Source organism: Mitsuaria sp. MSU3D (genome assembly GCF_056867975.1).
In genome coordinates, this window is record NZ_CP200314.1 from 5319858 (window position 1) to 5345873 (window position 26016).

The 26016-nt window shown below is 70.2% G+C and carries 21 protein-coding genes; 9 read left to right on the plus strand and 12 right to left on the minus strand.

Annotation, left to right across the window (positions count from 1 at the left end):
- Positions 1-4: 4 nt before the first annotated feature.
- Both AC1VNM_RS23435 and AC1VNM_RS23440 read right to left on the minus strand, forming a co-directional pair.
- Positions 5-2731 carry a serine/threonine protein kinase gene (locus AC1VNM_RS23435; RefSeq protein WP_483108494.1) on the minus strand — a complete coding sequence of 909 codons (2727 nt, stop codon included), beginning with the start codon at positions 2729-2731 and terminating at the stop codon, positions 5-7.
- A gap of 57 nt (positions 2732-2788) precedes the next feature.
- Positions 2789-3343 carry an ECF-type sigma factor gene (locus tag AC1VNM_RS23440; protein WP_377158483.1) on the minus strand — a complete coding sequence of 185 codons (555 nt, stop codon included), beginning with the start codon at positions 3341-3343 and terminating at the stop codon, positions 2789-2791.
- Positions 3344-3654: 311 nt separating this feature from the next.
- Here AC1VNM_RS23440 and AC1VNM_RS23445 point away from each other — a divergent pair, with 311 nt between their 5' ends.
- On the plus strand, positions 3655-4263 hold the full coding sequence (locus tag AC1VNM_RS23445) for a diguanylate cyclase domain-containing protein (protein WP_483108495.1): 609 nt from the start codon (positions 3655-3657) through the stop codon (positions 4261-4263).
- A 47-nt stretch (positions 4264-4310) separates the two neighbouring features.
- Here the strand turns inward: AC1VNM_RS23445 and AC1VNM_RS23450 are convergent, their stop codons facing one another.
- The 4 genes from AC1VNM_RS23450 to AC1VNM_RS23465 all read right to left on the minus strand — a co-directional run bounded on the left by AC1VNM_RS23450 (position 4311) and on the right by AC1VNM_RS23465 (position 10999).
- The gene (locus AC1VNM_RS23450) at positions 4311-4772 is read right to left on the minus strand and encodes a GNAT family N-acetyltransferase (RefSeq protein ID WP_431101151.1); all 462 of its coding nucleotides are present in this window, start codon (positions 4770-4772) and stop codon (positions 4311-4313) included.
- 105 nt (positions 4773-4877) lie between these two features.
- Positions 4878-6605: a phytase gene (locus AC1VNM_RS23455; protein ID WP_483108496.1), complete on the minus strand. Its 1728-nt coding sequence runs from the start codon at positions 6603-6605 to the stop codon at positions 4878-4880.
- A 23-nt stretch (positions 6606-6628) separates the two neighbouring features.
- Positions 6629-9226: a TonB-dependent receptor gene (locus tag AC1VNM_RS23460; protein ID WP_483108497.1), complete on the minus strand. Its 2598-nt coding sequence runs from the start codon at positions 9224-9226 to the stop codon at positions 6629-6631.
- A 156-nt stretch (positions 9227-9382) separates the two neighbouring features.
- The gene (locus AC1VNM_RS23465) at positions 9383-10999 is read right to left on the minus strand and encodes a hypothetical protein (RefSeq protein WP_483108498.1); all 1617 of its coding nucleotides are present in this window, start codon (positions 10997-10999) and stop codon (positions 9383-9385) included.
- 132 nt (positions 11000-11131) lie between these two features.
- On the opposite strand from AC1VNM_RS23465, the gene AC1VNM_RS23470 reads away from it, so the two are divergent.
- The 5 genes from AC1VNM_RS23470 to AC1VNM_RS23490 all read left to right on the plus strand — a co-directional run bounded on the left by AC1VNM_RS23470 (position 11132) and on the right by AC1VNM_RS23490 (position 16118).
- Positions 11132-12061: a GGDEF domain-containing protein gene (locus AC1VNM_RS23470; protein ID WP_483108499.1), complete on the plus strand. Its 930-nt coding sequence runs from the start codon at positions 11132-11134 to the stop codon at positions 12059-12061.
- A complete protein-coding gene (locus AC1VNM_RS23475) occupies positions 12058-13173 on the plus strand; it encodes an AraC family transcriptional regulator (protein WP_483108500.1) in 1116 nt (371 codons plus the stop codon). The genes AC1VNM_RS23470 and AC1VNM_RS23475 overlap by 4 nt, the downstream gene beginning before the upstream one ends.
- A gap of 78 nt (positions 13174-13251) precedes the next feature.
- On the plus strand, positions 13252-14079 hold the full coding sequence (locus AC1VNM_RS23480; protein WP_483108501.1) for an AraC family transcriptional regulator: 828 nt from the start codon (positions 13252-13254) through the stop codon (positions 14077-14079).
- A gap of 21 nt (positions 14080-14100) precedes the next feature.
- Positions 14101-15087 carry a DMT family transporter gene (locus AC1VNM_RS23485; RefSeq protein WP_483108502.1) on the plus strand — a complete coding sequence of 329 codons (987 nt, stop codon included), beginning with the start codon at positions 14101-14103 and terminating at the stop codon, positions 15085-15087.
- Positions 15084-16118: an alpha/beta hydrolase family protein gene (locus AC1VNM_RS23490; protein ID WP_483108503.1), complete on the plus strand. Its 1035-nt coding sequence runs from the start codon at positions 15084-15086 to the stop codon at positions 16116-16118. The genes AC1VNM_RS23485 and AC1VNM_RS23490 overlap by 4 nt, the downstream gene beginning before the upstream one ends.
- 7 nt (positions 16119-16125) lie before the next feature.
- Here the strand turns inward: AC1VNM_RS23490 and AC1VNM_RS23495 are convergent, their stop codons facing one another.
- Positions 16126-17589, minus strand: coding sequence for an aminotransferase-like domain-containing protein (locus AC1VNM_RS23495; protein WP_483108504.1), 1464 nt, complete (start codon positions 17587-17589; stop codon positions 16126-16128).
- Positions 17590-17741: 152 nt separating this feature from the next.
- Between AC1VNM_RS23495 and AC1VNM_RS23500 the strand changes: the two genes are divergently transcribed.
- The 3 genes from AC1VNM_RS23500 to AC1VNM_RS23510 all read left to right on the plus strand — a co-directional run bounded on the left by AC1VNM_RS23500 (position 17742) and on the right by AC1VNM_RS23510 (position 22077).
- Complete coding sequence (locus AC1VNM_RS23500) at positions 17742-18077, plus strand: DUF2917 domain-containing protein (RefSeq protein WP_483108505.1); 336 nt, start codon at positions 17742-17744, stop codon at positions 18075-18077.
- Between the two features lie 120 nt (positions 18078-18197).
- Positions 18198-19871 carry a S41 family peptidase gene (locus AC1VNM_RS23505; protein ID WP_483108506.1) on the plus strand — a complete coding sequence of 558 codons (1674 nt, stop codon included), beginning with the start codon at positions 18198-18200 and terminating at the stop codon, positions 19869-19871.
- Between the two features lie 172 nt (positions 19872-20043).
- Positions 20044-22077: a S41 family peptidase gene (locus tag AC1VNM_RS23510; protein ID WP_483108507.1), complete on the plus strand. Its 2034-nt coding sequence runs from the start codon at positions 20044-20046 to the stop codon at positions 22075-22077.
- 85 nt (positions 22078-22162) lie between these two features.
- On the opposite strand, the gene pssA is transcribed toward AC1VNM_RS23510, so the two are convergent.
- From pssA to AC1VNM_RS23535, 5 genes are all read right to left on the minus strand, one after another.
- Positions 22163-22780 (minus strand): CDP-diacylglycerol--serine O-phosphatidyltransferase, encoded by a 618-nt coding sequence (gene pssA, locus AC1VNM_RS23515; protein ID WP_483108508.1) that lies wholly within the window; start codon positions 22778-22780, stop codon positions 22163-22165.
- Positions 22781-22897: 117 nt separating this feature from the next.
- Positions 22898-24052 carry a nucleotidyltransferase domain-containing protein gene (locus AC1VNM_RS23520; protein ID WP_483108509.1) on the minus strand — a complete coding sequence of 385 codons (1155 nt, stop codon included), beginning with the start codon at positions 24050-24052 and terminating at the stop codon, positions 22898-22900.
- Positions 24049-24963, minus strand: coding sequence for an HprK-related kinase A (locus tag AC1VNM_RS23525; protein WP_483108510.1), 915 nt, complete (start codon positions 24961-24963; stop codon positions 24049-24051). The genes AC1VNM_RS23520 and AC1VNM_RS23525 overlap by 4 nt, the downstream gene beginning before the upstream one ends.
- Complete coding sequence (locus tag AC1VNM_RS23530; protein WP_483108511.1) at positions 24960-25301, minus strand: HPr-rel-A system PqqD family peptide chaperone; 342 nt, start codon at positions 25299-25301, stop codon at positions 24960-24962. Before AC1VNM_RS23530 ends, AC1VNM_RS23525 begins: the two co-directional genes overlap by 4 nt.
- Positions 25301-25975 carry a hypothetical protein gene (locus AC1VNM_RS23535; RefSeq protein WP_483108512.1) on the minus strand — a complete coding sequence of 225 codons (675 nt, stop codon included), beginning with the start codon at positions 25973-25975 and terminating at the stop codon, positions 25301-25303. The genes AC1VNM_RS23530 and AC1VNM_RS23535 overlap by 1 nt, the downstream gene beginning before the upstream one ends.
- Between the last annotated feature and the right edge of the window lie 41 nt (positions 25976-26016).

The following is a 26016-nucleotide window of genomic DNA, read 5'->3' on the forward strand; positions in this document are numbered from 1 at the left end:
AGGATCAAGGGTGCGGCATGGCCGATCTGTCGCGTAGCAACCAAGCAGCGGCTCGCTTCACGTCATCCCGCTCTCCCTGACCCAGGCAGGATTGGGCCTCAACCCATGCCTGGGTAATCCTCTGATGAACCCGGATCGCCGCATCTATCTTCACGGTAGCGTCAAGAATCTGCTGACATGCGGCCTTGGTCGCTTCGCTCGGTGCTGGTCGCCGGGTCAACGATTCGACCATCATCCGCATACGACGCGTTTCGACATAACTGGTCAAGAAGCCCAGGTCCGTTGATCGGGACGGGAGCGTCGTATCCTGCACACGCGCCGCTTCATCAAGCGCCTCGAACGCACCTCCCGCGTCGCCAAGGCGGAGCAGTGATTGAGCCAACACATTGGACAGACTGCCAGTCAACTCCAGCAGCTTGTTCTTCGTATTTGCATTCGCAGCCCCCATCGCCTCGTTGACGCGGGTCAACAGCGCGCGGGCTTGTTCGGCCGACTCAGCGGGCACGAGCCTCGCAGCGCGGATCTCGAGATCGAATCCTTCGGAAATCAGCAGATTGATCCGCCACTGAAGGTTGGTCGGATCCTGCTGCTGAAGCGTGCGAAGAATTCCCAGGCCAAGTTTTGACTCTTGGGCGGCGGCGTCCTGGCTACCCAGGCGAGAGAGCGCGACCGCGTGCCAGCGGCGCACGATGGACTCGTGGTAGCCCCACTTGTCGTCGCCCGGAGCCTTGGCGCGCACAGCGGCAATGATCTCGGCGCCGTCCGCATACATGCGCGCTGCAGCAGCATCCAGTCCCTGTTGAAGATAGACGCTGCCCAACCAGCTGAGACTGTCGGACAGATCTATCTGCGCGGCTGCGTCTGACTTGCTGCCATCTCCGAGACTGCGCCGCTTCAGTTCAATCGAACGCACAAAGTAGGTTGAGGCGCCAGGCAGGTCCACATTGAGCATTCGCGCCGATCCCAGGCTGTTGTAGGCATAGGAGAGCTCCATCAGGGCTTCTTTGTCGTCAGGCTGGACATTGAGCCAAGCCTGGGCGGCGTCGCGATAGGCCAGCCAGGCGGAGGTTGCCTTGTCGGTGTCGCGCGCGTAGTAATGGACATTGCCGACCCAGAATGCCGCAGCACCCTGTGCCCTGCGCCACTCTGCGGCAAGCGATGGCTCCGGGGGCGTGCCTTCAAGCAATCGTCGAGCGAGTTCCAAAGGCTCGAGCGCGCCCTTCAGGTCGCGTCGGGTGATCCGCACTTCGCCGAGCACCATCAGCGCCTTGGCCCTCTGCAGACGCTCGACGGGAGTGGCATTTGAATCCTGTGCAAGATAGGTGAGCGCTTTGCTGCCCACGCTATCCAGCAGTTCGAGTCTGCCGACAGGGCGCAACTTGTCTGCCAGTTCCCCGAGCATGTAGCTCAGCAGATCGTCCGCCTGTTGCCGCCGCTCCTGCGCCTGATGTTCGGCCCGCTCGGCACGCCGGGCCTGCAGCACGCTGAGCCCGGTCAGCGACACCATCGCCAGCACGGCCACGCTGCTGGCCGCCACGCTCCACCGGTGCCGCCGGACGAACCGCCCCAACACATAGAGCCGCGTGTCAGGTCTTGCCGTGATCGGCTCATGCGCCAGCCAGTGCCGCAGGTCGACGGCCATCGACTCCGCGTTGGCATAGCGCTCGGACGGCTTCTTCTTCAGCGCCTTGCCGACAATCGTGTCCAGGTCGCCGCGCAGCAGCTTGGCCTGGCGCGCGATGACCGGGTCGAGCTGGTCGCTGGCCACCTCCGACAGCCGCTTGGGCACGAGCTCGACGACGGCGCGCAGCCGGTCGAGGTGGGTCTGCGTGTCGTCCGCCGTCGGATGGCGGCCGCCCAGCATCTGGTAGAGCAGCACGCCCAGCGCGTAGACGTCCGTCGCGGTCGTGACGTCGGCCTGCTGGACCTGCTCCGGCGCCGCGTACTGCGGCGTGAACGCGCTGCCGGCGCGCTGCGTGAGTTCCGTCGCCGCGCCCGAATGCGTGGCGTCGTCGAGCAGCTTGGCGATGCCGAAGTCCAGCAGCTTCACCTGCCCGTCGTGCGTGACCAGGATGTTGCTGGGCTTGAGGTCGCGGTGCAGGATCAGCCGCGAATGCGCGTGCGCCACCGCCGCCAGCACGTCGAGGAAGAGCTGGATGCGCGATTCGATGTCCAGCGCGTTGATCTGGCAGTGGCGGTCGATGGGCAGGCCGTCGACGTACTCCAGCACCAGGTAGGGCTGGTGCCCGTTGTGCACGCCCGCGTCGAGCAGCCGCGCGATGTTGGGATGCGAGAGCCGCGCAAGGATCTGTCCCTCGCGTTCGAAGCGCCCGCTGTCGCCCTTGCCGAACAGGCCGGACTTCAGGAACTTGACGGCGACCTGGCCCTCGAAGCGGCCGTCGGCCCGGCTCGCGAGCCACACCGCGCCCATGCCGCCCTGGCCGATCTCGCGCTCCAGCTCGTAGGGGCCGAGCGACTCGCCGCGCAAGTCCAGCGGCGGCACCGCCGACGGCACCGGTCCCTGCAGCGCCTCCGCGGCGGGCTGCTCCAGGAAGCCGTCGTCGTTCAGGGCCTCGTCGCGCGCGAGCAGCGCCTCGAGGTGCTCGGCCATGGCGACGTCACCGGCCCGGATCTCCTCGAGCCGGCGGACGCGGTCGGGCCCCTCCAGGTCCAGGAGTTCGTCGAGCAGCGGACTCAGCGCGATCCAGCGCTGTTTATCGAGTGCGTCCATCGGTCGGGCGTCTTGTGTCGGTGAGGACGACGGGTCTCGGACCCGACCCGGTGGGGGTCAGTCCTTGAGGCTCATCGAAAGCAGGATTCTCGCCTTCTGCCAGTCCCGCTGGACGGTCCTTTCGGTGACGCCGAGGGCTTCCGCGATTTCCTGCTCGAGCAGCCCGCCGAAGTAGCGCATCTCGACCACCTGCGCCAGGCGCGGATCGATCGTCGCCAGCTCCTCCAGCGCCTCGTGCACGCGCAGGATGCTGTCGTCGGATTGCGGCGTGCCTTCCACGACGGCGGTGTTCAGCGTCAGGTCCGGCTGGTTGCCGCCGCGGCGCTCGGCCTGGCGCGCGCGCACCAGGTCGATGACCACGTGGCGCATGGTGCGGGCCGCGTAGGCCAGGAAGTGACGCCGGTCCGGGAACGTCTGCCCCTGCGAACCGGCGAGCCGGAGCCAGGCCTCGTGCACCAGCGCGGTGGTGTCCAGCAGGGTCAGGTCTCCTGCCTGCCGGATGCGCTGCCGCGCCAGGCGCTGAAGGTCGCCGTACAGCTGCGCCACCACCTGGTCAGCGGCGGACCGGTCCCCTTGACCGGCGTCGTGCAGCAGTTCGGTGATGTCCTTCATGGAGCAGAACTCTAGCGGCCCCGTATGACCCTGTTACACAGGCGCGGGCGACGGATGACGCGATCAGCGCCATGGCGGCGTCAATTCAAGGGTTTCCACTGAGAAGATTTTTGTTAGCGGATGTCGGGATGGCCGCCGGGGATCCGTTTTAGATAGATGAGGACACGGCTTGGTCAATGTGGCAAGGGAGGCCGGCATGGATCGGGCTGCTTCAGCGGGTCGTGTCCTCACCCTCTTCATTCGCACCCGCGGAAGGCCGATCAAAGGCAAAGGCGCGGGCGTGACCCGTCTTCCGCCTGGAGCAGTTGCGCATGAGTTCGTCCACCGCCGCCGCAGCGCCCGCCGACGCCTTGGAGCAGGCCCCGGTCGGGCTCCTCAAGCCGACGCGCCAGACGCCGGCGCTGTGGGTGCCGCGGGTGGATTCGCTGGCCGAGTTCGGCCTCATGATCTCGCGCCAGCTGACACAGTGCCGCCGCTACGGCGGGCACCTGTCGGTGCTGTGGCTGGAGGCCGAGGCGGCGGCGACCGCGGCGCAGGCCATGGCCGGTGCCGACGATGTCGGTGAGGACGAGGACGAGGACGAGGGCGAGGGCGCCCGGGAACGCGCCGCCGCGGCCGAGGTCCGGGACGGGCTGATGACGGCCGTGGGTCGTCGCGTGCGCAGCCGGGTGCGTGGGACCGACATGGTCCTGCAGGTGGGAGAGACCAGCTTCGCGGTGCTGCTGCTGGATGCCGGCGTCGCCGAGGCGCACCTGGTGCAGCACCGTCTGGAGACCGCGCTCAACGGGCCGTACGGCGTGGGTGCCGTGACGATGCAGGTGCGCCTGCAGATGGGCATGGCGTCCTTCCCGGAAGGCGGCGCGCGCGGCACCGATCTTGCGGAAAGCGCGCGCCAGGATCTGCGCCGGCGGATGCGCTGAGGCCGGATCAGGATCCGGCGCCTCCGCCGTCGCGATTTCCGCCCCGGTCAGAAATCCTGGCCGTAGACGATGAACCCCTTGTGTTGCGCAACGCGGTCGTACAGCGCGCGACCGGCGGCATTGGTCGTGTGCGTCTGCCAGTAGAGGCGATGGCCGCCTCGCGCCTGGACGGCGGCCGTGACGGCCGCGATCAGCGCACGTCCGACGCCGCGGCCGCGGACGTCATCGGCGGTGAACAGGTCCTGCAGGTAGCAGGTGTCCTCGATCCGCGACGTGCTGCGATGGAAGAGGTAGTGCGTCAGGCCGACCAGCCGGCCGTCGAGTTCCGCGACGAAGGCGTGCACCGGCTCGCGCTCGTCGAAGAAGCGCGACCACGTGGACGCGGTGACGGCCTCGGGCAGGGCGGTCTCGCCCACGCGTCCGTAGAAGGCGTTGTAGCCGTCCCAGAGCGGACGCCAGGCGGCGAGGTCGGACGGAGCGATCGGACGGACGACGAGATCTGAGGACATGCGCGGTGAAGCTGAGGGCCGAGCCCGGGGTTGAAAAGGCCCGGATCATCAGCCCTGGTGTCCGCACGATCAAGCCGTCGCCGGCGCGCGGGGTGAGCGGACGTCTCAGCGCACCGGCGTGGTCGGCGCCTCGATCGCCTTCATCACCTCGCGCCACGGCACCAGCTTGAAGTTCTGCCGGCCCATCGGCCAGCGCTTGTGGCCGTCCTGGACGACGAGCAGGCCCTCGCCGTATTTGCCGCCGAGCGATGCCGAGGTCACGTCCAGGCCGTCCGTCTCCGACGCCGCGTCGATGCCGCGCGCCGGGTTCAGTCCGACGCGGAAGCGTCCCTTGACCGCGTGCGGCGCGTCGGCGTCGAGCACCACGTAGCTGTCGTTGCCCTGCGAGGACACCACCAGCCATGCGCCCGCCGCGCTGCGATGCACCGCCATGCCCTCGACGTCGGCATGCAGCACCTCGCCGACCGGCAGGATGAGCGTCGCGTCGCCGAGCCGGCCGTCCGCGTCCAGCGCCACGCGCCACAGGCCGCGCTTCTCCTCGCCGATGAACAGCTGCCGGCCGGGCTCGTCCGCGACGCAGCCTTCCGGCTGCGTCGCCAGCTTCATCGACGCCACCGTCTCCGACGTCCACACGCCGGCCTTGCGCGTCACGCGCATCTGCAGGAGCCGGCCATCCTTGTCGTTGACGAACACATCCAGCCCGCCCGTCGGATGGCGGGCGCTGCAGACGCCGTAGACCTCGTCCAGCCCCGTCGGCAGCTCGGCGAGCGTCGAGACCTTGCCCGCGCCGTCGATGCCGAAGAGCAGCACGCTGCGCTGGTCGCGCTGCGTCGCGACCGCGAGGTCCCAGGTGCGATCGCCGTCGCGCACGCGCTGGCGCAGGTCGACGTTGTTGACCCGGCCGACCGGCAGGAACTGCGTCTCGCGACCCTGCAGGTCGTAGACCGCCAGGCCGCGCTTCTTGTCGGTGCCGAGGATGCGGCTCCGGGACGGCTGGGTCGGATGGACCCAGATCGCCGGGTCGTCCGCCGCATCGCCGCCGCCGCGCACCGGCTCGGTCTGCGCCGAGGGCGTCGCGACCGGGATCACGGGACGCGGCTGCGCCGCGCGAGCGTCGAGCCAGAGCGCCATGTCCTGCGGCGCCAGACCGGGGGCGACGAGCTCACGGCCCGCGCGCTCCGCATCGGCGACGAAGGCCCACAGGCCGACGCCAGCCTCGGCGACGTACAAGGTCGCTTCGTCGTCGCGCACCGTGCAGGCCTTGGCATCGGGGACCGTGGCGAGCTGACGCAACACCTGGCCCCTCGCGAAATCCTTGCCACCGTCCTTGCTGTTGCCGCTGCCGCTGCCGCTGCTGTTGCTGTTGCTGTTGCTGTTGCTGTTGCTGTTGCTCTTGGCGCTGCCCTGGCCCTGGTTCGACGGCCCCAGCACCCATTGCTCGGCCAACCCGTCGCTGCTCAGCAGGAACGCCTGCAGCGTCTGCTGCCGTGGCTCCAGGTACAGGCAGATGGCTTCCACATCGAAGGCGGGGCCATGCCAGTGCGCGCGTTCACGCAGCTGCCGATCGCCCACCTCGATCAGGCGCAGGGCGCCGGAATCGGCGTCCTGCAGCAGCGCGACCGTCGTCCCGTCCGCCAACTGGCGGCGATCCCAGCGCTTGGCCCGGACGCCGAACTCGTCCACCACCTGACCCTTGTCGTCGAGCAGGCGCAGCCCGCTCTTGCCGAGTTCGAGCGCCGCCTTCGGCGTCGCCGCGCCGGCGGAGAACCCCGCCACCGACAGCGTCGCGGCGAGTGCGGCAGTGGACGCGAATGCGCGAATCGTCTTTGTCATCATCGTCATCGTGTGCCGCCGCCTCAGAACATCGCCAGCTTCAGGCTGAGCTTGTAGGCGCGGCCGTACTGTTCGTACTGGGTGTTGAAGGCCTTGCTGCCCTGGTACACGTAGTAGCGCTCGTTGCTCAGGTTGAGCGCTTCGAACTGGAGCTGCAGCTGCGGGGTCAGCTGCACGCGCATCGACGCGTCGATCTGGTTCTGCGTGTCGACCTTGCGGTCCTGGCGGGCGTCCAGCACGTCGCCGACCTCGAGCAGGTAGGGCGACTTGTGGTTCAGCGCGATCCGCGCGCCGAAGGCCGGCGACTCCCACCCCAGGCTCAGGTTGACGCTGCGGTCGGACTGGCTCGGCAGCGCGATGCGGCGGCTGACGAACTGGCCGGCGTCGTAGCCGCCGATGGTCGCGCGCGACTTCACGAAGCTGCCGTTCGCGCCGATCACCAGGCCGTTCCACGGGGCGGGCAGGGTGCTCAGCGCCTGGCTCCAGGAGAGCTCCACGCCGCGCACGGTCGCGTCGCCGCCGTTGGCGAAGGCCTCGACATGGCTGAAGTCCTCCCAGCCCGGCGTGCCCGCCAGGTCGGTCTGGAACGCGAAGTCGCGGATCTTCTTGTGGAAGACGTAGGCCGACATCGCGCCGTCGCGGCCCAGGCGCTGCTCCAGGCCCAGGTCCAGGTTGCGTGCCCGCAGCGGCTTGAGCAGCGGGTTGCCGATGGTGGCCTCGTCGCCGTCGACGGTCACGCCGGGGCTCAACTGCCCGAAGGCCGGCCGCACCACCGAATGCGTCAGCGCCGCGCGCAGCACCAGTCCCTCGTTCAGCTTCTGGCGCAGCAGCACCGCCGGCAGCCAATGGCGCGAGCGCGTCTCCTCGTGCACCGGGCTCAGCACGCCGTCCTTCCAGGCGGTGCCGTCGGCGGTGAAGCGCACGCGCTCGTGGCGCACGCCGACCAGCCATTGCGTGCCGCCGCTCTCCAGCGTCGCCTGCAGGTAGCCGGCGTCGGTGCGTTCCTTCATGCCGTAGTCGTTGACCGTCGAATCGACTTCGTCGCGGAACGCGTTCAGGTCGTAGCCGCCGTACAGGCCGCGCAGCTTGCCGACATCGATGCCGGGGCCGAACGAGGTCCACGGATAGTCGACCGGGCCGCCGCCGACATAGCCGCCCAGGCCCAGCTGCGACGAGGGCACGTTGTACGGCGCCTTCTTCAGCAGCTTGGCGCTGGGCGCGTAGGTCTCCTGCTCGTTGTCCTTGTCGCGACGGGTCGCCTTCAGGCCGGTCTTGAGGTCGAGGTCCCAGCCGCCGAGGTCGAACTCGCGCTGCACGTCCGCCTTCAAGTGGCGCACGCGGTCGGTGGCGTTGCTCTTTTCGATCTTGGCCTTGTTGAAGGCATACCGCGACGGATCGTTCAGGCCCGCGACCGCCGTGGGCATCGGCTTGACCGTGTCCGTGTAGCCCAGGCCGGAGAAGTCCGCCGTGAACGAGGAGGAGGCCAGCGTGTCGGGCTTGTTCTCGCCGGCGCGACCGGCGCCGGCCTCGGCCCAGAACTTCCAGTCGCCGCGCGACAGCTCGGTGCCGAGCACCACGGCGCTGGACTTGTTGATCTCCTTGCGTGCCTTCAGGCCGCGGCTGACGGTGCCTTCGCCGGTCTCGCCGGGGGCCTGAGGCTCCTCGAACTCGACGGCGACCGACTGTCGGCTTTCCTGGTCGGTGAACCTGCTGGTGAAGCTGCGCAGGTAGAAGAGCGACGCGTCGTCAGGCTTGAAGTCGAGGTTCAGCGCGGCGCCGACGCGCTCGCGGGTGATGGTGTAGCGGCGCAGCTCGAAGCTGTTGAGCTTCTCGCCGTCCCAATCCCCGCCGGTCTCGACGTTGTCGCTGGCGAAGCGGCGCTGGTCGCCGGACAGCGCCATCGCCACGCCCAGCGTGCCGCCGGCGAAGCGGTCGGCGAAGGCCACCGAGCCGCGCGGCTTGGTCTTGGACGCATTGGCGTCGTAGTTGCCGCCGAGCTCCATCGTGAAGAGCCGTCCCGGCTGGTCGAAGGCGCTCAGCGTGCGCACGGTCACCGTGCCGCCGAGCGAGTTGGCGTCCTGGTCCGGCGTCAGCGTCTTCTGCACCTCGAGCGACCGGATCAGGCCGGCCGGCACCAGGTCCAGGCCGGGCGCGCGGCGGTCGGACTCCGAGGCCGGCGTCAGCGCGCCGTTGATGTTGACGGCGTTGTAGTCCGGGCCCAGGCCGCGGACGCGGATGAAGCGGCCTTCGCCCTGGTCGCGCTCGACCGAGACGCCCGGCATGCGGGCCAGCGCCTCGGCGGCGTTGTTGTCGGGCAGCTGGCCGATGCCGTCGGCGTGCACGACGTTGACGATGCCCGAGGCGGCGGTCTGCTTGTCGAGCGCGGAGCGCAGCGACGCGGCCTGGCCGACGGTGACGACGGTCTCGAGCTGCTTCGCCTCGGGCGTCGAGTCCTTGGCGTTCTTCTTCGCATCGGCCTTCGCGTCGGACGTCGCCTCGGCCTTCGATGCGGTCCTGGCGTCGTTCTTCGGATCCTGCGTCTGCTGGGCCAGGGCCGGCGCGGCGGCGAAGAGGCTGGACAGGCAGAGGGCGAGCAGGGTGGGGCGGGGAGGCGTGCGCATGGTCGGGGGTCGGTGAGTCACGGATGGCGACGCACGTTAGGAACCGCGGATGGCGGGTCCGTGACAGCGCGCGATTCTCGTGTCGTGCCGGCCCGGACGGCTCCGTCGCGGGGGCGCGGTGAGCCGATCCGACCCCCTGGTGGCGCGCAGGCGACGTCAGAGCCGCCGGATCATGGCCCTCAGCCTGTCGATGATCTCGTCGGATTGCTCGTCGATGAACTCGGACGCCCGCTGGTACCAGCGGCGCTTCCTGGGTGCTTCGGGCTGCCGGTCGTCGGTCGCTGGGACCGGTCGCATCGCGACCTCGGGAATCGGTGCCGTCGCATTGCCGTCGCCGGGGGAGGGCGTGGACGTGGTCCTTTCGGGGGGGCGACCCTCTGCCGACGGCTTGATCTCCGTCGTCCCCGCCGGCACCTTGCGAGACAAGGGGCGGAGATTGCAGGTCTTCGCCGGCTCGTTGCCGGGGACCCGCACGTTGCCCATTTCCCCGAAGGTCCTGCCCGGTTGCACGGGGACCGGGGCGTCGATCATGCAGTGCGAACGGTCCACCCGCCAGAAGCGGTTCTGGACGAAGGACAGGTCGTCGATCGTGGTGCTGGCCTTGTCGTCGCCGGTGACAGGCTGGGTGACGCTCACGGCAGTGCCGACCAGGTCATTCGTCTTGACGATGGTTCGCTTGGTCGGACGTTTCCCCTCGGCGTCTGGCACCAGCTGCAGCGGGACGCCCTCAAGCGTGTTCCCGGTGATGTGCGTGTCCTGCGGCGCCTCGATCAGGAGCGGCAGCCCGGTGGTGGCCGCGTCGCCCTCGACGGCGAAACGGTTGTCCATCAGGGACAGGTCCTGAACGTTCCTCAGCTGGGCCACCTGGCCCGCGGGGCCGACCTCGCCGCCGCGCGAACCGTTCACCGAGACGTCATTCCTGGTGATCTGCCCCCCGCGGGTGCCGTCGACATGAAGGGCAACGGTGAAGTAGCCCTGGGGCTGCCCTGCGTCGGGCACCATCCCGTCAATGGCGGCCAGCCGCGTCATCCGCTTGGCGAGCTTCAGCGTGCGGGCGTCGACGACGGCCAGACGCTTCATCCCTGCGGTCGAGCTCGCGTCACCGCTGCCGAGCAGATTGCCCGAAATGAGCGCTCCGCGACCGCCGTAGTCGGCGATGCCGCGGCCTGCATGGTCCGGCTCACGCCACAGCACGTTGCCCACGATCCTGTCCGCCCCGTGGGTCCAGATCTGCGGTTGTTCGGACGCAGTATTGCGAAAACCGTTGTAGCGGGCCACGCTGGTGCCGGCGTGCGTGAAGTTGATGGTGATGTTGTCCAGGACCAGGCCCTCGACCAGGATGTTGTTGGCACTGTGAAAGGTCTGATCGATGGAAGACGTCTTCCCGGCTGGATTGACGAAGTGCGTGACCCCGGACCGGCTGCCCACCAGCACGTTGCCGCTGCGCAGCCAGAGGTGCCCCGACACGAGGTAGCGGCCCGTCGGGAAGTACAGGCCGGTGTCTTTGTCGGCCAGGCGTTCCAGCGCGGCACGGATGTTGTCGCCCTGGTCAGCCCCCGAATCGGCCATCACGCCTTCGTTGAGCGCGCACACCACCTGGTAGGGCGCTTCGAGGATGGGCATCGGCTCGTTGCCGCACATCACCATCGGCGGTGGGAGCGTCGTGACGACCGTGACGGATCGGGGAGGCAAGGCGGTCGACAGGGCGGAAACGGTCAATGGCGCCAGCAGCGCGGCGGCGATCGGGGTGAGGGACAGGACGCGGTTCGGCAAGGGGCTCTCCGGTTGACGTGGCGGGGCCACGGAGGCCGGTGAGTGGCGTTGGCCGGGCGTTCGTGAGCCGAAACGACCCCGTCCCCGCCGTGTGACAACGGCTGTCACACACGCCGCCTAGCATCGCGCGCCATGAAAGTCGTGCTGCCTCGCCCGCCGCTGGTGCTCGCTCCGGTCGCGGGCTCGCGTCATTTCGGCCATGCGCTGCTGCTGGCCATGGCGGGCATCACCTGGGCCTTCGGTTATTGGGCCGTGGCCAAGCCGATGGCGATCTGGCGCTGGATCGACCTCGTCAGCGAGACCTCGATCGTCGCGATGCTGGCGCTGTGGCTCGTCCAGCTGCGCGCGAGCCGGCCCGCGGGCCGCGTGACGACCTGGCTGTGCCTGGGCCTGTCGGGGATGCTGCTGGGCGGCTGGGCCGACCTGATGGACGAGTTCTGGAAGTTCCCGCGCGAGTTCACGCTGCTGATGGGGATGGAGTCGACCTTCCACGTCATCGGCATGACGGGCCTGACCTTCGGCCTGCACCTGTGGCGGCAGGAGCAGCTCGCGCTGAATGCGCTGCGCGCCGGGCGCGAGCGGGGCTATCGCGAACACACGCAGATCGACGGCCTGACGCAACTCGGCGACGGCGCCTACCTGCTGGATCAGATCCGCCGCCAGCAAGACCTGGCACGAGCGTCGAACGCGACGTCGGCGGGCACGGCGGCGGTGGGCACCACGCTGGTCATGCTGGGCTGGTTGGACCTGTCCACGCTCGCGCGCCAGCACGGGCTGGCCGAAGCCGACCGGCTGCTGCAGGCCACCGGCCCGCTGTTGCTGCTGCAGTTGCGTGGCGGCGACCTGCTGTGCCGCTATGCGGCCGACCGCTTCGTGGCCGTGTTGCCGGACGCCGATTCGGCGCTGCCGGGCGATCTGCTGGGGGCCTTGTCCTCCCATGTGCATCCGTGCGCCGACGGACGCACGCGGGCGCGGCTGAGCGCCCGCATGGCCAGCGCCGCGCTGGATCTGCAGGAAGACGCGGAGACGCAGCTGCTGCGCCTGCTGGAGCGGCTGCGGTGAGGCTCGTCGCGGACGAAGCCGACGCCGCTGCCAGCGCCGCGGTGGGCACGGTCGCGGCGACCGCAGCGACCGCTGCGTCCGACGATGCGCTGGCCGCGTTGCGCCAGGCCTTGCCGACGCGCGCCGTGCCGCATCACGGCGCGGACCGCGCCTTCATCCCGTGGGCCTACCAGGGCGCGCTGCTGGCCGAGTTCGCCCGGAGCCGCGCGTTCGAACCGCAGGAATGGCTGGGCCGTTGCGGGGTGGTGCCGGGGCAGGTGTTGTCGCCTCGGCAACTGCTGTCGATGCTGGCCGCGCTGCAGCCGCTGGCGCGCGACGTCGGGTTCGTCGTCGGCCAGCTGAGCCTGCCGGGGCATTACGGCCTCGCCAGCCAGGCGATGCAGCAGGCCGGCGACCTGCGCCAGGCGCTGCGCGTGCTGTGCGACTGGCCGGCACGTCTGTCGCCGCTGCTCACGCCTCGGCTGGTCGAGACCTCGGACGAACTGCTGCTCGTCTGGACCGAATCCTGCGGCGCGCCGGCCAGCCTGCAGCCCTTGCTCGTGGACATGCAGATGAGCGCCGTCGTCGCGATGGCGCAATGGCTGGGCGGCGGGCAGGCGCTGCCCTGGTCGTTCAGCTTCAATCGCACGCGCCCACGGGAGCTGTCGCAACACGCGGCCTACCTCGGCAGCGATCTCCGCTTCGGTTGCCAGGTGGATGCAATGCGCCTGCCGCTGGCGGCGGCGACCGCGCCCTGGCCCGCGGCAGTCCCCGGCCGACCGGCCATGGCGGCCGGCGCGCTGGCGCAGGGTGCGGATCCGGAAGCTGCCTCGCGCGGCCAGCTCGCGGCGCTCTACGACCACCTGCTGGCCGAGGTCGGCGGCGATCCGTCGCTGGAACGCAGCGCGCGGCGTTTCGGCGTCAGCCCGGCGACGCTGAAGCGCCAGCTGGCCCAGCTCGGCACCCACCACCAGGCGCAGCTGGACCAGGTCCGCGCGCATGCGGCGCTCTACCTCATGCTGATGCGCGGCCAGCGCGGCGAGGCGGTGGCGCGCTCGCTGGGCTTCACCGACAAGAGCAACTTCCGGCGTTCATTCAAGCGCTGGACGGGGATGACGCCGGGATTGCTCTGAGCGGCGCGGTCCACGGACTTCCGAAGCCGCGAAGGCTGGCGCCGACGCGCGGCGCGAGGCCCGCATAGACTCGGCCTCATGCCCACGGCGTTCGAACATCCCGAGGATCAGGCCCAGTACCGTCGCCCCCCGCATCGCGCGGGCGTCGAGTTGTACCACGCCCACATCCTGCGCCACAGCTTCGAGCCGCACACGCACGAGGCCTACGGCCTGGGCGCGATCACGGACGGAGTCGGGCGCTTCCGCTGGCGGGGCGGCGAGCACCTCGCGCCCCGGGCGACGCTGATGCTCATGAACCCCGAGGACATCCACACCGGCGAGGCGGCCACGGCCGACGCCTGGGGATATCGGATGGTCTACCTCGACGAGGCGCTGCTGGCCGAGCTGTACGGCGGCCCGGCGTGGCGCTTCGACGTCGCGGTGGCGCACGATGCGGCGGCCGCCACGCGCGCCGCCGCGCTGATCGCCGCGCTGTGGCGCGCGCGCGAGCCGCTGGCCTTCGACAGCGCCTTGCTCGAACTGGTCCAGGGACTGAGCCGCCACGCGCATCGCGCGCCGGTCCGCCCCGACGGCGGCGCGCCGCGCTTCGCGCCGGTGATCGAGCACATGCGGGCCCACCTCGACGAGTCGATGGACACCGGGCGCCTGGCCGCCGTGGCCGGCCTGAGCCCGTTCCACTTCCTGCGCAGCTTCAAGGCGCAGCACCATGCGACGCCGCAGCAGGCGCTGATGGCACTGCGGCTCAATGAGGCCAAGCGGCAACTCGCCGCCGGCCACGCGCCCGCGCAGGTCGCGGCCGCCGTCGGACTCACCGACCAGGCGCACCTGACGCGCGGTTTCGCGCGTCGCTACGGCGTGACGCCGGCGCGCTACCAGCAGCAACTGGGTACAAGACGCCGCCCCTGACGCCCGGCGACACTGCGCCGCATGCTGTCCGGATTCCTGTTCGCGCTCGCCGCCGGCCTGATGTGGGGCCTGGTGTTCGTCACCCCGCTGTTGCTGCCCGACTACCCCGCCGCCATGCTGATGGCCGGCCGCTACCTCGCGTTCGGCCTGCTGGCCGTGCCGCTGGCGTCGATCGACTGGCGGGAGCTGAAGCGCCTCACCCGCGCGGACTGGGTCGACGCGGTGAAGCTCAGCGCGATCGGCAACTTCCTCTACTACCTGACGCTGGCCGCCGCCATCCAGCGCGCCGGCGGACCGCTGCCGACGATGATCATCGGCACCTTGCCCGTGGTCATCGCGGTCTGCTCCAACCATCGCAACGCCGCGCGCGACGGTCACTACCGCTGGCGCGACCTGGCACCGGCGCTGCTGCTGATCGCGCTGGGCATCGGCTGCGTCAACCAGGTCGAGCAGGCCGCGGTCGCGCCCCAGCAACTGGGCCGCTACCTGCAGGGCGCGGGTCTGGCGTTGATCGCGCTGGCCTGCTGGACCTGGTACCCGATCCGCAACGCCGACTGGCTGCGCGCGCACGCCGACCGCAACCCCCGGGCCTGGGCCACCGCGCAGGGGCTGGTGACGCTGCCGATGGCGGTGCTGGCCTTCGTGGTGCTCGCGATCGCCGACGGCGCCGGGCTGCCGCTGCTGCCCGCCGGCTTCGACTTCCCCGCCGGTCCCCGGCTGTGGCCCTATGTCGGACTGATGGCCGCCATCGGGCTGTTCGCGTCCTGGCTCGGCACGCTGTGCTGGAATGAGGCCAGCCAGCGCCTGCCGACCGCGCTGGTGGGCCAGTTGATCGTCTTCGAGACGCTGGCCGCGCTCGCCTACGCGCAGTGGCATCGCGCCGAGTGGCCGCCGCTGATGGGCGTGGCCGGCGTGGTGCTGCTGGTCGGCGGCGTCTCCTGGGCCCTGCGCCTCAAGCCGGTGCCGCCACCGGGGCGGGAACGGCATCTGCCCGCCTCGTCGCCATGAATTTTCTGCCTCACGACCCCGCTCGCCGCGCGCTCCTGAAGCGCGCTTCCGCCTTTTCCGCCTTCTCCGCCGTGACGGCCGTGGGCCTCCCCTTCGGTGCCGCCGCATGGCTTCCCGCGCGTGCGCAGAGCGCGCCGGATGCCGGCGTCCAGCAAGGCGTCTGGCGCGATCAGTCCCGCCTGCGCGACATCCCCTGGCGGCTGCGCCTGCCCGACGGCGACCGGCCGATGGCGCTGGTGGTGTTCTCGCACGGCCTGGGCGGCAGCCTGGACGGCGGCACCGAGTGGGGGCAGGCCTGGGCCGAGGCCGGCATCGCGACGCTGCATCTGCAGCATGCGGGAAGCGATCGCGCGATCTGGCGCGGCGGGCTGCAGGCGGTGAAGGCCGCCGCGAGCGTCGAGCAGTTGATCGAACGCGGCCACGACGTGCAGTTCGCCGTCGGGCAGATGTTGAAGCTGCAGAAGGACGGCAGCGGTCCGTGGGCGCGCGTGTTGCCGAAGGCGCTCGGCATGTCGGGCCACTCCTTCGGCGCCCAGACGACGCTGGCGGTCGCGGGACGCGACTTCCAGGTGCGCAACGCGCCGGACCTGACCGACTCGCACTTCAGGGCCTTCGCCGCGTTCAGTCCGTCGGCCGGCCACTTCCCGGGCGGCATCAAGGGCATCACGCGCCCGATGCTGTGCCTGACCGGCAGCCTCGACGGCAACCCGATCGGCCAGGAGCGCGACGGTCGCTATCGCCGCGTCGTCTACGACACGCTGCCGGCCGGCGCCAAGGCGCAGCTGTGGCTCGAGGGCGCCGATCACATGAGCTTCGGCGGCGGCGGCGAGCGAGGCGCGGGTTTCGGGCAGCGGCTGCTGGGGCGGGCGCGTGAGGGCGCTCCGGAGAAGCTCGCCGCGCACCACGCGTCGCTCATCAAGTCCATCAGTACGGACTGGTGGCGCTGGCGATTGCTCGAGGACGAAGGCGCGCTGACGCGCCTGAAGTCACCGAAGGGTCTGGACGCCAAGGACGAATGGCTTCAGGGATGAGCGACTGCTAAGCCGCGAGCTCGTCGTTGGACGTGTTGGAAGGGGCCATGAGCAGCGCCTTCGCCAACGCTCCGATGCGGCGCAGCGCGCGCGGGTGCGCGTCGCCCCACTGGCCGCCGACACCCAGACGCACGCAGTTCCGGAAGCGCGGACTCGCCGAGAACATCATCCCCGGCGCGATCACGATGTGCTCGGCCAGGCAGGCCTCGTAGAGCAGGGCGGTGTCCAGCCCGTCGGGCAGTTCCACCCACAGGATGAAGCCGCCGGCCGGGTCGGACACGCGCGTGCCCTTCGGGAAGCTCTCCGCGATCATCTGGCGGGCGTGGTCGACGCGCGCGGCGATCGTTGCGCGCAGCTGCCGCAACGCGGCACCGCCGCCGGCCTGCGTCAGCAGGTCCGCCAGCGCCAGCTCCAGCACGCTGGTCTGGCCGCCGGACTGCACCGCCTTCGTCCGCCGCAACACCTGGCCCCAGCGGCCCGCTTCCACCCACCCCAGCCGCAGCCCGGGCGCGATCGTCTTCGAGAACGAGCCGCAGATCATCACGTGCCCCGTCGTGTCGAAGGACTTCACCGCGCGGCGCTTGTCCTCCTGTTCGGACAGGTCGTTGTAGAGCACGTCCTCGATCAGCGCGACGTCGTGCTGCGCCAGCATCGCCGCCAGCCGGCGGCGCTCAGGCACCGGCATGGACGCGCCCAGCGGATTCGACAGCGTCGGCACCGTCAGCACCGCCTTGACCTGCTGGGTCTCGAAGGCCAGCTGCAGCGCGTCCAGCGACATGCCGTGCCGCGGATGCGTGGGGATCTCCAGCGCGCGCAGGTGCAGGCTCTGCAGGATCTCCAGGAAGCCGTAATAGGTCGGCGATTCCAGCGCCACCACGTCGCCGGGCTTGCACACCGTGCGCAGGCACAGGCTGATCGCCTCCATGCAGCTGTTGGTGAGAACGACCTCGTCCGGGTCGAGCACGCAGCCCAGGCCGAGCGCATGCCGCGCGACCGCGCGCCGCGCCTCCTCCATGCCGGGGCCGAGCGGGTAGGTGCACAGCAGGTCGCGATGGCGCATCACCGCGCGCGCCATCGCGCGGCGGACGCGGTCCTGGTCGAACAGCTCCGGGCCCGGACAGGCCGCGCCGAAGGAGACGAAGGCGGGGTCCTGCGACAGCGCCATCACCTGCACGCCGAGCTGGTCCAGCTGCACCATCCGGGACGCCGTGTCGGGGCGCGAGACGCGCGGTTCCGGCAGCCGCGGCGGGCGTGCCGCGACGAAGTAGCCCGAGCGCGGCCGGGCCTCGATCAGCCGGGCGTCCTCCAGCCACCGGTAGGCCTGGACCGCCGTCGACAGCGAGACGCCGTGCTGTCCCGCCAGCTCCCGCACCGACGGCAGCCGCTCGCCGCGCTTCAAGGTGCCCGAGCGGATCGACCGGGCCATCCGGTCGGCGAGTTGCATGTACAGCGGTAACAGCGGCGCGTCCATGCATCGATTCTGTGTGTTCCCGCCCGGCGATGACCGATACAGATGAGCGGCAAGCCGGCCAGCACAGGCCCGGTTCGTGCGCGGGCTGTATGCCTCGTGTCGGTCGGCGGCTGTGGATGGAGCGCGACAGCCATATTTTTTAAGGTGACGGCATGCAACCGCTCCGCCTGCTCCCCTCGCCGTTCCGGCCCCGCCTCCAGCCCCAGGTCTGGCCCGCGCCGGCTTTTGTCCCTCCCGGGCCGGGTCCCGGCGCCCTCGTGCTGCCGACCGACGGCCGCCCGGTCGCGCTGCGCCTGCGGCGCCCCGTGCGGCTGCGGGTCTTCGGCGGCCGGGCCTGGATCACCCGGGTCGGCTGGCCGGACGATCACTGGCTGGAACCCGGCCAGACGCTGGACCTGCCGGCGCCACCGGGTTGGTTCGGTTGGCGGATCTTCGCCAGTGGCGAGGGCGCATCACTCGTCACCCTGAGGGCGGAGACCCTCGATTAAGTCCAAGGCCTGTCACCGGTTTTTCGCTATAAATCGGCCCTCGAAGGTTTCCCGATGACATCACGATGATGTCAGCCAACCTACAAAGACATGGGACCGAAGTCCCACGAGGGAGTTGCGATGAATCGATCCGTGATGGGCCGGGTGGCGCGTCTGGCCGTGGCCGGCGCTGTTGGCGTGATGATGCTGAGCGCCTGCGGCGGCGGGGGCGGTGAGAGCGGGACGCCGCTCAACGGCAGCAACAGCGGCAGCAACGGCGGCAGCAACAACGGCGGCGGCTCCGTCGGCGGCGGGGGCAACACCGGCGGGAACACCGGGGGCGAGACCACGATCCAGCCCAGCGCCAGTTACGCCCAGCAATGCGCGCCGGGCAACACGGAAGCGGCGGCCAATCTGCGCACCGCCTCGCTGTCCACGGAGAAGAGCTGGGTCCGTTCCTACCTCGACGAGGCCTACCTGTGGCGCGAGGACGTGCCGTCGATCAACGCCTCGGCGGCGGCCTACAGCGGCAGCGACGTGGAGACCGCGCTGAACGCCTACTTCGAGGACCTGCTGTCGCCGGCGTTCACGGCGAGCGGCAAGCGCAAGGACCAGTTCAGCTTCATGATGAGCACGCGCGAGTGGAACGCGCTGTCGCAGAGCGGCGTGGAGGTCGGTTACGGCATCGAATGGTCGATGAAGTCGCCGACGCCGCCGCGCGGTCTGCGCGTCGCCTTCGTGGAACCCGGCAGCGTCGCCGACCGGGCCGGCGTGCGCCGCGGCGACACGCTGGTGACCGCGGACGGCGCGTCCGCGGATGCCGCCGATGCGGCCGGCGTGAACACGCTCAACGCGGCGCTCTTCCCCGACACCGCCGGCGGCAGCCACCGCCTGGTGCTGACGTCCAACGCGGGGCTGTCGCGCGACGTCTCGCTGGTCGCCGGCAATGTCACCAAGACGCCGGTGCCGACCAGCCAGGTGCTCACCGCCGCCGACGGCGCGAAGGTGGGCTACCTGGTCTTCAACGACCACATCCTGACGGCGGAGGCGCAGCTGATCAGCGCGATGCGCAGCTTCGGCGCCAGCGGCGTGAGCGATCTGGTCGTCGACCTGCGCTACAACGGCGGCGGCTACCTGTTCATTGCCAGCGAGCTGGCCTACATGATCGCGGGCGGCACGGCGACGTCGGGCAAGACCTTCGAGCAGCTGCGCTACAACAGCAAGCGCAGCGCGGAGACCAATAGCCCGGATTCGAAGACGCCGTTCTACAGCGAGTCCTGCCTGCTGTCGGGCAACAACTGCACGTCCCAGCAGCCGCTGCCGGCGTTGAACCTCAAGCGCGTGTTCGTGCTGGCGCAGTCGGGCACCTGCTCGGCCAGCGAGGCGCTGATCAACGGCCTGCGCGGCGTCGACATCGAGGTCGTGCTGGTCGGCGGGACCACCTGCGGCAAGCCCTACGGTTTCTCCGCGAAGGACAACTGCGGCTACAGCTACTTCCCGATCGAGTTCGTCGGCACCAACAACAAGGGCTTCGGCGAGTACGCGGACGGCTTCGTCCCCGCGGGCACGGGCGCGACCGGGGTCAAGGGTTGCCAGGTCGCGGACGATTTCGACCACGCGCTGGGCGACACCAGCGAGGCGATGCTGGCCGCGGCGCTGCAGTACCGGGCCAACGGCACCTGCCCGGCGGCGCAGTCGTCGGAAACGGGCCGGGCCCGCGCGATGGGCGTGCGGGCGGCGGACGGCGATGCGATCGCGCTGAGTCTCAAGAAGCTCGCGGCGCGCAGCAACCGGATCGTCGGCGGACGGCCCTGAGCCGTCGGTCCGCGCCGTTCATGGCGCACTGAAGAAGCCGCTCCCCCGGAGCGGCTTTTTCGTTGTCGCGCGCGCCGATTTGTTGCACTGGGCAACGGAACCCTGCCCGCAGCGCTTCGACAAAGTCGCCTTCTCCCACAGAGGCGGCCGATTCGTTCGGCGGACAGCAGAGATGACCAAGAGAACCTGGATCGAGCGCGCGGCCAAGCGTGCGTCGATCATCGTGATGTGCGCCGCTTGCGTCGCGGTGTTGCAAGGCTGCCATGACGGCGGCGAAGACGTGATGGCCGTGGACGGGGCCGATGGCAAGGACGGCCCGCCGGGGCCGGCTGGAAAGGATGGCCGGGACGGGACGAACGGGACGAATGGGATGACCGGGATGGACGGCTCCCCCGGACCTCGCGGTCTGCCTGGCGAGGCCGGTCTGCCCGGACCGGCGGGCAGGGATGGCAAGGATGGGCTGGATGGCGAGGACGGCATGCCCGGACCTCGCGGTCTGCCCGGCGAAGCGGGCCTGCCTGGACCGGCGGGCAAGGATGGACGGGATGGCGAGGACGGCTTGCACGGGCTTCGCGGTCTGCCCGGCGAAGCGGGCCTGCCCGGACCGGCGGGCAAGGACGGGCGGGATGGCAAGGACGGCTCGCCCGGCAATCCGGGTGAACGTGGTGAGCCGGGCTTTCCTGGTCCGGAAGGTCTTCCAGGCCGGCCCGGTTTTCCAGGCCCGCGTGGTCCGGCTGGCGCGGACGGCAAGGACGGCGTCGATGCCGGGCGGGTGCTGAATCGCGCCTTTCAGCACAGCTCGGTCTACGCCGGGCAGTGCGCCCCGGACAACGTCGAAGCGGAGAACGCCCGGGACGGAGCGCCCACCGGCAGCTTGGCGATCGAGCGGAACTGGGTGCGTTCACTCATGGACGAGGTCTACCTCTGGCGCCAGGACGTGCCGTATGTCGATGTCGATGTCGATGGACTCGACGACAACGACGTGTCGCGAGCCCTGTCGGCCTATCTGGACGCGCTGCGCTCGCCCGCGTTCAAGCCCGGCGGAAAGCGCCGGGATGAATACACCCAGGTCGTGCCCACGTCCGCGTTCAATGCCTTCATGAGCGGCGAGAAAGTGCCCGGTTTCGGCATCGAATGGTCCGTGGGATCGCACACGCCGCCCAGGAACATCCGGGTCGCTTTCGTTCAGCCCGGCAGCCGGGCGGAGCGGCAAGGCGTCAAGCGAGGCGATACGCTGGTTGCTGCCGCCGGCGTCGAGGCCGACGACGACGACGAGGAACGCGCGGCCCTCCTCGCGGCGTTGATGTTTCCGCGCGACATGGAAACGGAGCACCGCTTCATCTTGAGGTCGGAGGGCGACGCTTCGACGAGGACCGTGACCTTGACCAGCGGCCTCGCCAGGCAGCCCGTGCCGTTGGCGAAGCTCATCAAGATGGGAGAGGACGATGTCGGATATCTGCTGTTCCAGGAACATGGCGCGCTCGCGACCGCCGAGCTGGTCAGCGCGATCAATGACTTCAGCGAGGCGCGGATCGACCACCTCGTGATCGACCTGCGCTTCAACCAGGGCGGCGACTTGTCCGTCGCCAGTCAACTGGCCTACATGGTCGCTGGCAAACGCAGCATGGGACAAGCCTTCGCGCGCCTCCAGGGCGGGCAACTGAGCGGCACGGAGCTGCCGTTCCATGGCTGCGCCGACCTGAGCGGGCGCTGTCTGACGCCTGACCTGCCCACGCTCGATGCCGGCCATCTTCGGCGCGTGTACGTCCTGACCCAGGCCGGCACATGCGCGGCCAGCGAGGCCTTGATCAACGGCCTGCGGGGCGTCGGCGTGGATGTCGTGCTGATCGGCAGCACCACCTGCGGTCGCCCCTATGCCGCCAGCCCGAGGGCCAACTGCGGCCACACCTACCTGCCGCTGGACCATGTCGTGAGCAACGCCCAGGGATTCTCAGGTTACGGCGAGGGATTCGTGCCGGGCGGATCGGGCGCCAATGGGGTTCAGGGCTGCTTCGTGGTGGACGATCTCGCCCATGAGCTCAGCGATCCCAATGAGGCGCTGCTGAAAGCGGCTTTGATCCATGCCGCCACCGGCCAGTGCCGGGTGACGAGGCCATTGGAAGACCGGCCGGCAGACGCGGCGCCGCGGGCGCCCTGGCGCGATCCGCTGCGCGGTGGCGCGATCGTCACGACGCCGCCGCACTGAGGGCGGCGGCGGCGGTCTGGCGGCGGTCTGGCGGCGGTTTGGCGGCGGTCAGTCGGCATGATGCCGACCTGACCGTCGCGCCGGATCAGAGCTTCGGAATCCTGATCCGGCTGATCATCAGCGAGCCCGAGATCGCGAACAGCAGCACCAGCGGGTGCAGCGTGAAGCCGCCGAGCTTGACGCCGCCGAACCACAGCGCCTCGCCGATCGCGCCTTGCCAGGCGGCGACCCACAGCACGATCACGATCAGCAGCGAGGTCGGGATCGGCGTGCCTTCGAAGTAGGCGACCTTGTCGTTGCCGCCGGACAGCGTCTCGGCGGTGATGTTGTAGCGGGCCAGACGCGACACGCCGCAGGCGACGAAGAAGCCCAGCACGATGCGGTCCCACAGCCCCTGCATGCCGCAGCCGTAGGCGATCACCGCCGGCGCGACGCCGAAGGAGATCACGTCGGCCAGCGAGTCGAGCTCACGCCCCATCGCGGAGCTCTTCTGGCGCCAGCGCGCGATGCGGCCGTCGAGCACGTCGAAGACCAGCGCCGCCGGGATCAGCGCGCACGCGTAGTACAGGTGCTGCACCGCGCCGGTCTGCAGGAAGGTCATCACCGAGAACAGCGCGCCGACGCCGCAGAAGGCGTTGCCCAGGGTGAACCAGTCCGCCAGGTGGAACTCGCGGATCATGGAGAAAGGCTTGGGTCGGTTCATGGGAAGCGAGCATAAGCGAAGGCCTTGGCCCACGTGGCAAAGGCCGCGCCCGGGCAGGCCCTCACCTCGGCCCAGTCTCGCGAGCTGAGAAGGGAAGAAGAGGGCGGGGGAGGGCTCTCAGCCGTCGCCCCGGGTCGCGCCGGGCGCGTCGACCGGGGGCGCCTCGGGCACCGCCGTCATCCGGCCCCAGGCCTTGCGCCCCAGGTGCAGCGCGAGCAACCCGACCGGCATCCGCAGCCAGTGCGACCGCACGTACAGCGCGACCTCGGCCAGCGCGTGGCCGGGCAGGCGGCAGCTGTCGTGGGCCGGCCGCAGCGCGCGGCGATAGCAGGCGTCCAGCAGTCGCAGCGCCACCGGACCCGGCGGCGGGCCGAGTGCCGACGGCAATGTGTCCGGATAGGGCGTGTCCAGCAGCATCCGCGTGTAGCGCAGCGCGAGCCACAGCGGGCGGGAGAGGCCGATCCGCCGCGCGCGCTCGGCCAGCCGCGGCCAGAAGCCCTCGATCGCGCCGAACTCGCGCAACAGCGCGTCGAGGTCGAACAGGTCGCGCAGGCCGTTGGGCAACTCGCCCTCGTGGAACAGGTGGGCGGCGCTGTGCAGCAGCATGTCCTCGGGCGGCAACGTGAAGACGCCAGGCAGACCGTCCAGGGGGCGCGGGGCGTCGAACAGCGCGCGGCTGTCCAGCGGCGTGCGCGCCGTCGGCGGCAGCAGCGTGTGGTGCACGTCCAGCGAGGTGCCCCGGCGCTTGTGATGCAGCGGCGGCAGCTCGTGCATCCAGGCGCGGTAGTAGCGCTGGTCGTAGGCGTCCAGGCCGTCGTCGAAGTCCCAGCCGTGCACCAGCAGCGTCGTCTCGCAGCGCGGCAGCTGTTCTGGCGGGATCAGCAGGTCGATGTCGCTGAACATCCGCCCCGGCGCCGGGGCGTGTCCACCGAGCGCATACGCGGCGCCCTTGAGCAGGATCAGCGGCCCGGGCAGCTCGGCCAGTGTCCGGCGCAGCAGGTCGACCTCGCGCCGCAGCATCTGCGCCTGCCGCCGCGACAGCAGCAGCGCCGAGCGCAGATGCGGCTGCACCGGCTCGGGCAGTGTGGCCAGCCAGCCGCCGGCTTCCATCTGCGCGGCCAGCTTGCCGGCGAGGTTGGACCGCCGCGCCTGGCGCAGCAGCAGGTCCCAGTCGGTCAGGCTCAATCCGGCCGCGATCGCGGGCTGCAGCAGCACGCGGACCAGCAGCGGACGGCGGCGTTCGCCGTGACCGCGACCATGACGCGCGCTCATGGCGCCGCCTCCGCCAGCGTCTCGAAGAGCGCCACGGCCTCGTCGAGCCGGCTGTACTCGAAGCGGTAGCACGCGCAGGCGTCGACCAGCCGTCCCAGCGTCTGGAAACCGGCCTGGCCATGGACGTCGTAGTTGAAGGACTGCTCGGCGAGGTCCATGAAGGCGCGGGCGCGCTCGATGGGCAGCAGCTGCGCGGCCGCCTCGGCGCGCCAGGCGGGCAGCACGACCCAGGCGGGCCGGGCGGGCGCGAGCCGGTGCTCGATCGCGTCCTGCGGCGCGCGCACCAGCGCGACCGTGCCCTTGGACGTGTTGGGCATGGACGCGCTGAAGTGCGCCTCCGGCACGAAGGATCGGATCAACGGGATCGACGCGTTCTTCAGGTTGATCGGCCGCGCCATGCCATGCACCAGGCCGGTGGCCATGTCCAGCAGGCCGAGTTCGTCCGACAGCAGTCGCCAGCCGCGATGCGCCAGCGCGGCGCACAGCGTGCTCTTGCCGGAGCCCGGCGGTGCCGGCATCAGCAGCGCGCGGCCGTCGCGCTCGAGCACCGCCGCGTGGATCAGCAGGTATTGATGGGCGTGGGCGGCGATGCACCAGTTGATGCCCCATTCGAGCATCGCCAGCGCCTGCGCGGCCGGCAGCGGCGTGAAGGAGCGCTGGCCGTCGAACCAGAACTCGGCGCGGCCCTGCAGACGGCTCAGCCAATGGGGGCTGCGCAGGACGGCGACGTGGAAGTCGACAAATTCGTTCTCGTCGACGAGATCGAAGTCGCGGTACATGGCCGCGACGTCGTCGGCGAGGTGGGGGATGTCCGAGCGCACGCGCACGGTGAAGGGCGACAGCCGCAGCGTCACGCCGCCGTCGCGCATCCGGGCCCGCAGCCCGGCGGTGCCGACGTCCTGCAGTCTCAAGCGACCGGCTCCTCCGCCGCCTCCGCCACCGCATCCGCCAGGTCCGTCGGCATCAGCAGGTGGATGTCGGCCAGGCGGCGCAGATGCAGGTCCAGCAGTTCGGACAGGGCCTCTGGGGTGGGCGGCTCGTCCCAGTCGACGTCCCGGGCCAGGCGCGCCAGGAGTTGGTCGCGGTCCAGCGGCTCGGCGGCCAGCCATTCGGCCAGCTGCGCGCCGAGCGCGGCGATCAGGTGGGTGTCCCCGCTGTCGGGGTCGAAATAGACCGCGTGCTGTTCGCCCTCCCAGGCGAGCAGCACGTCCGTGCCCGATTGCCTGCAGCGCCAGGCTGAACCTGGCATCAGGCCACGAGGAAGTTGTCGTACAGATAGCGCCTGAAGTCCGCCGCGGTCCAGGGCGCGCCGGACGAGTTGGTCGGCTTGAAGATGTCAGGGCCTTGCGAGGCCATCTGCAGCAGCATGTCCTGGTTGTTCGAGGACATCACGCACTGGGCGACGCCGTTGCCGGCGAACAGGGTGTTCAGGCGGGCGACGACCATCATGGTGCCGTAGCTCGTCGACTGATCCTTCAGCATCTTGTAGACGTTGGCGGCGCCGTCCACTGTTTTCAGACCGGCCGGGAACAGCTTGGAGACGGTCAGGTTGTTGCGCGCGTAGGCCAGCGTCTTGCCGGAGTAGTACTGGGCGATGACGTAGTTCCAGGGGGCGTTGCCGCCGCGCACCTGGGACCGGCCCGAGTTGTCCTTCCAGTTGGAGATGTACCAGCACTCGGTGTTGTTGATCACCGCCGCGTCGGCACGCGCCTGCACGCTGGCGCCGCCGTTGCGCAGGATCGCCGAGCCCCAGGCCGAGGTCGTGTTGCAGTGCCACGCCATCGCGGGACGGCTGGCGAGCGTCAGGCCGACCGGCACCACGCCTGCCTGGATGAAACGGCGGCGGCGTTGCGAGACGACGGAACCCTTGACCGGGGTCGGGGTGGCCGAAGACTGCGGGGTGGTGTCGCTGCTGTTGTCCATATGCTCAGCTTTCGTGGTGCTATGCCGTCCTGATTCCTGCG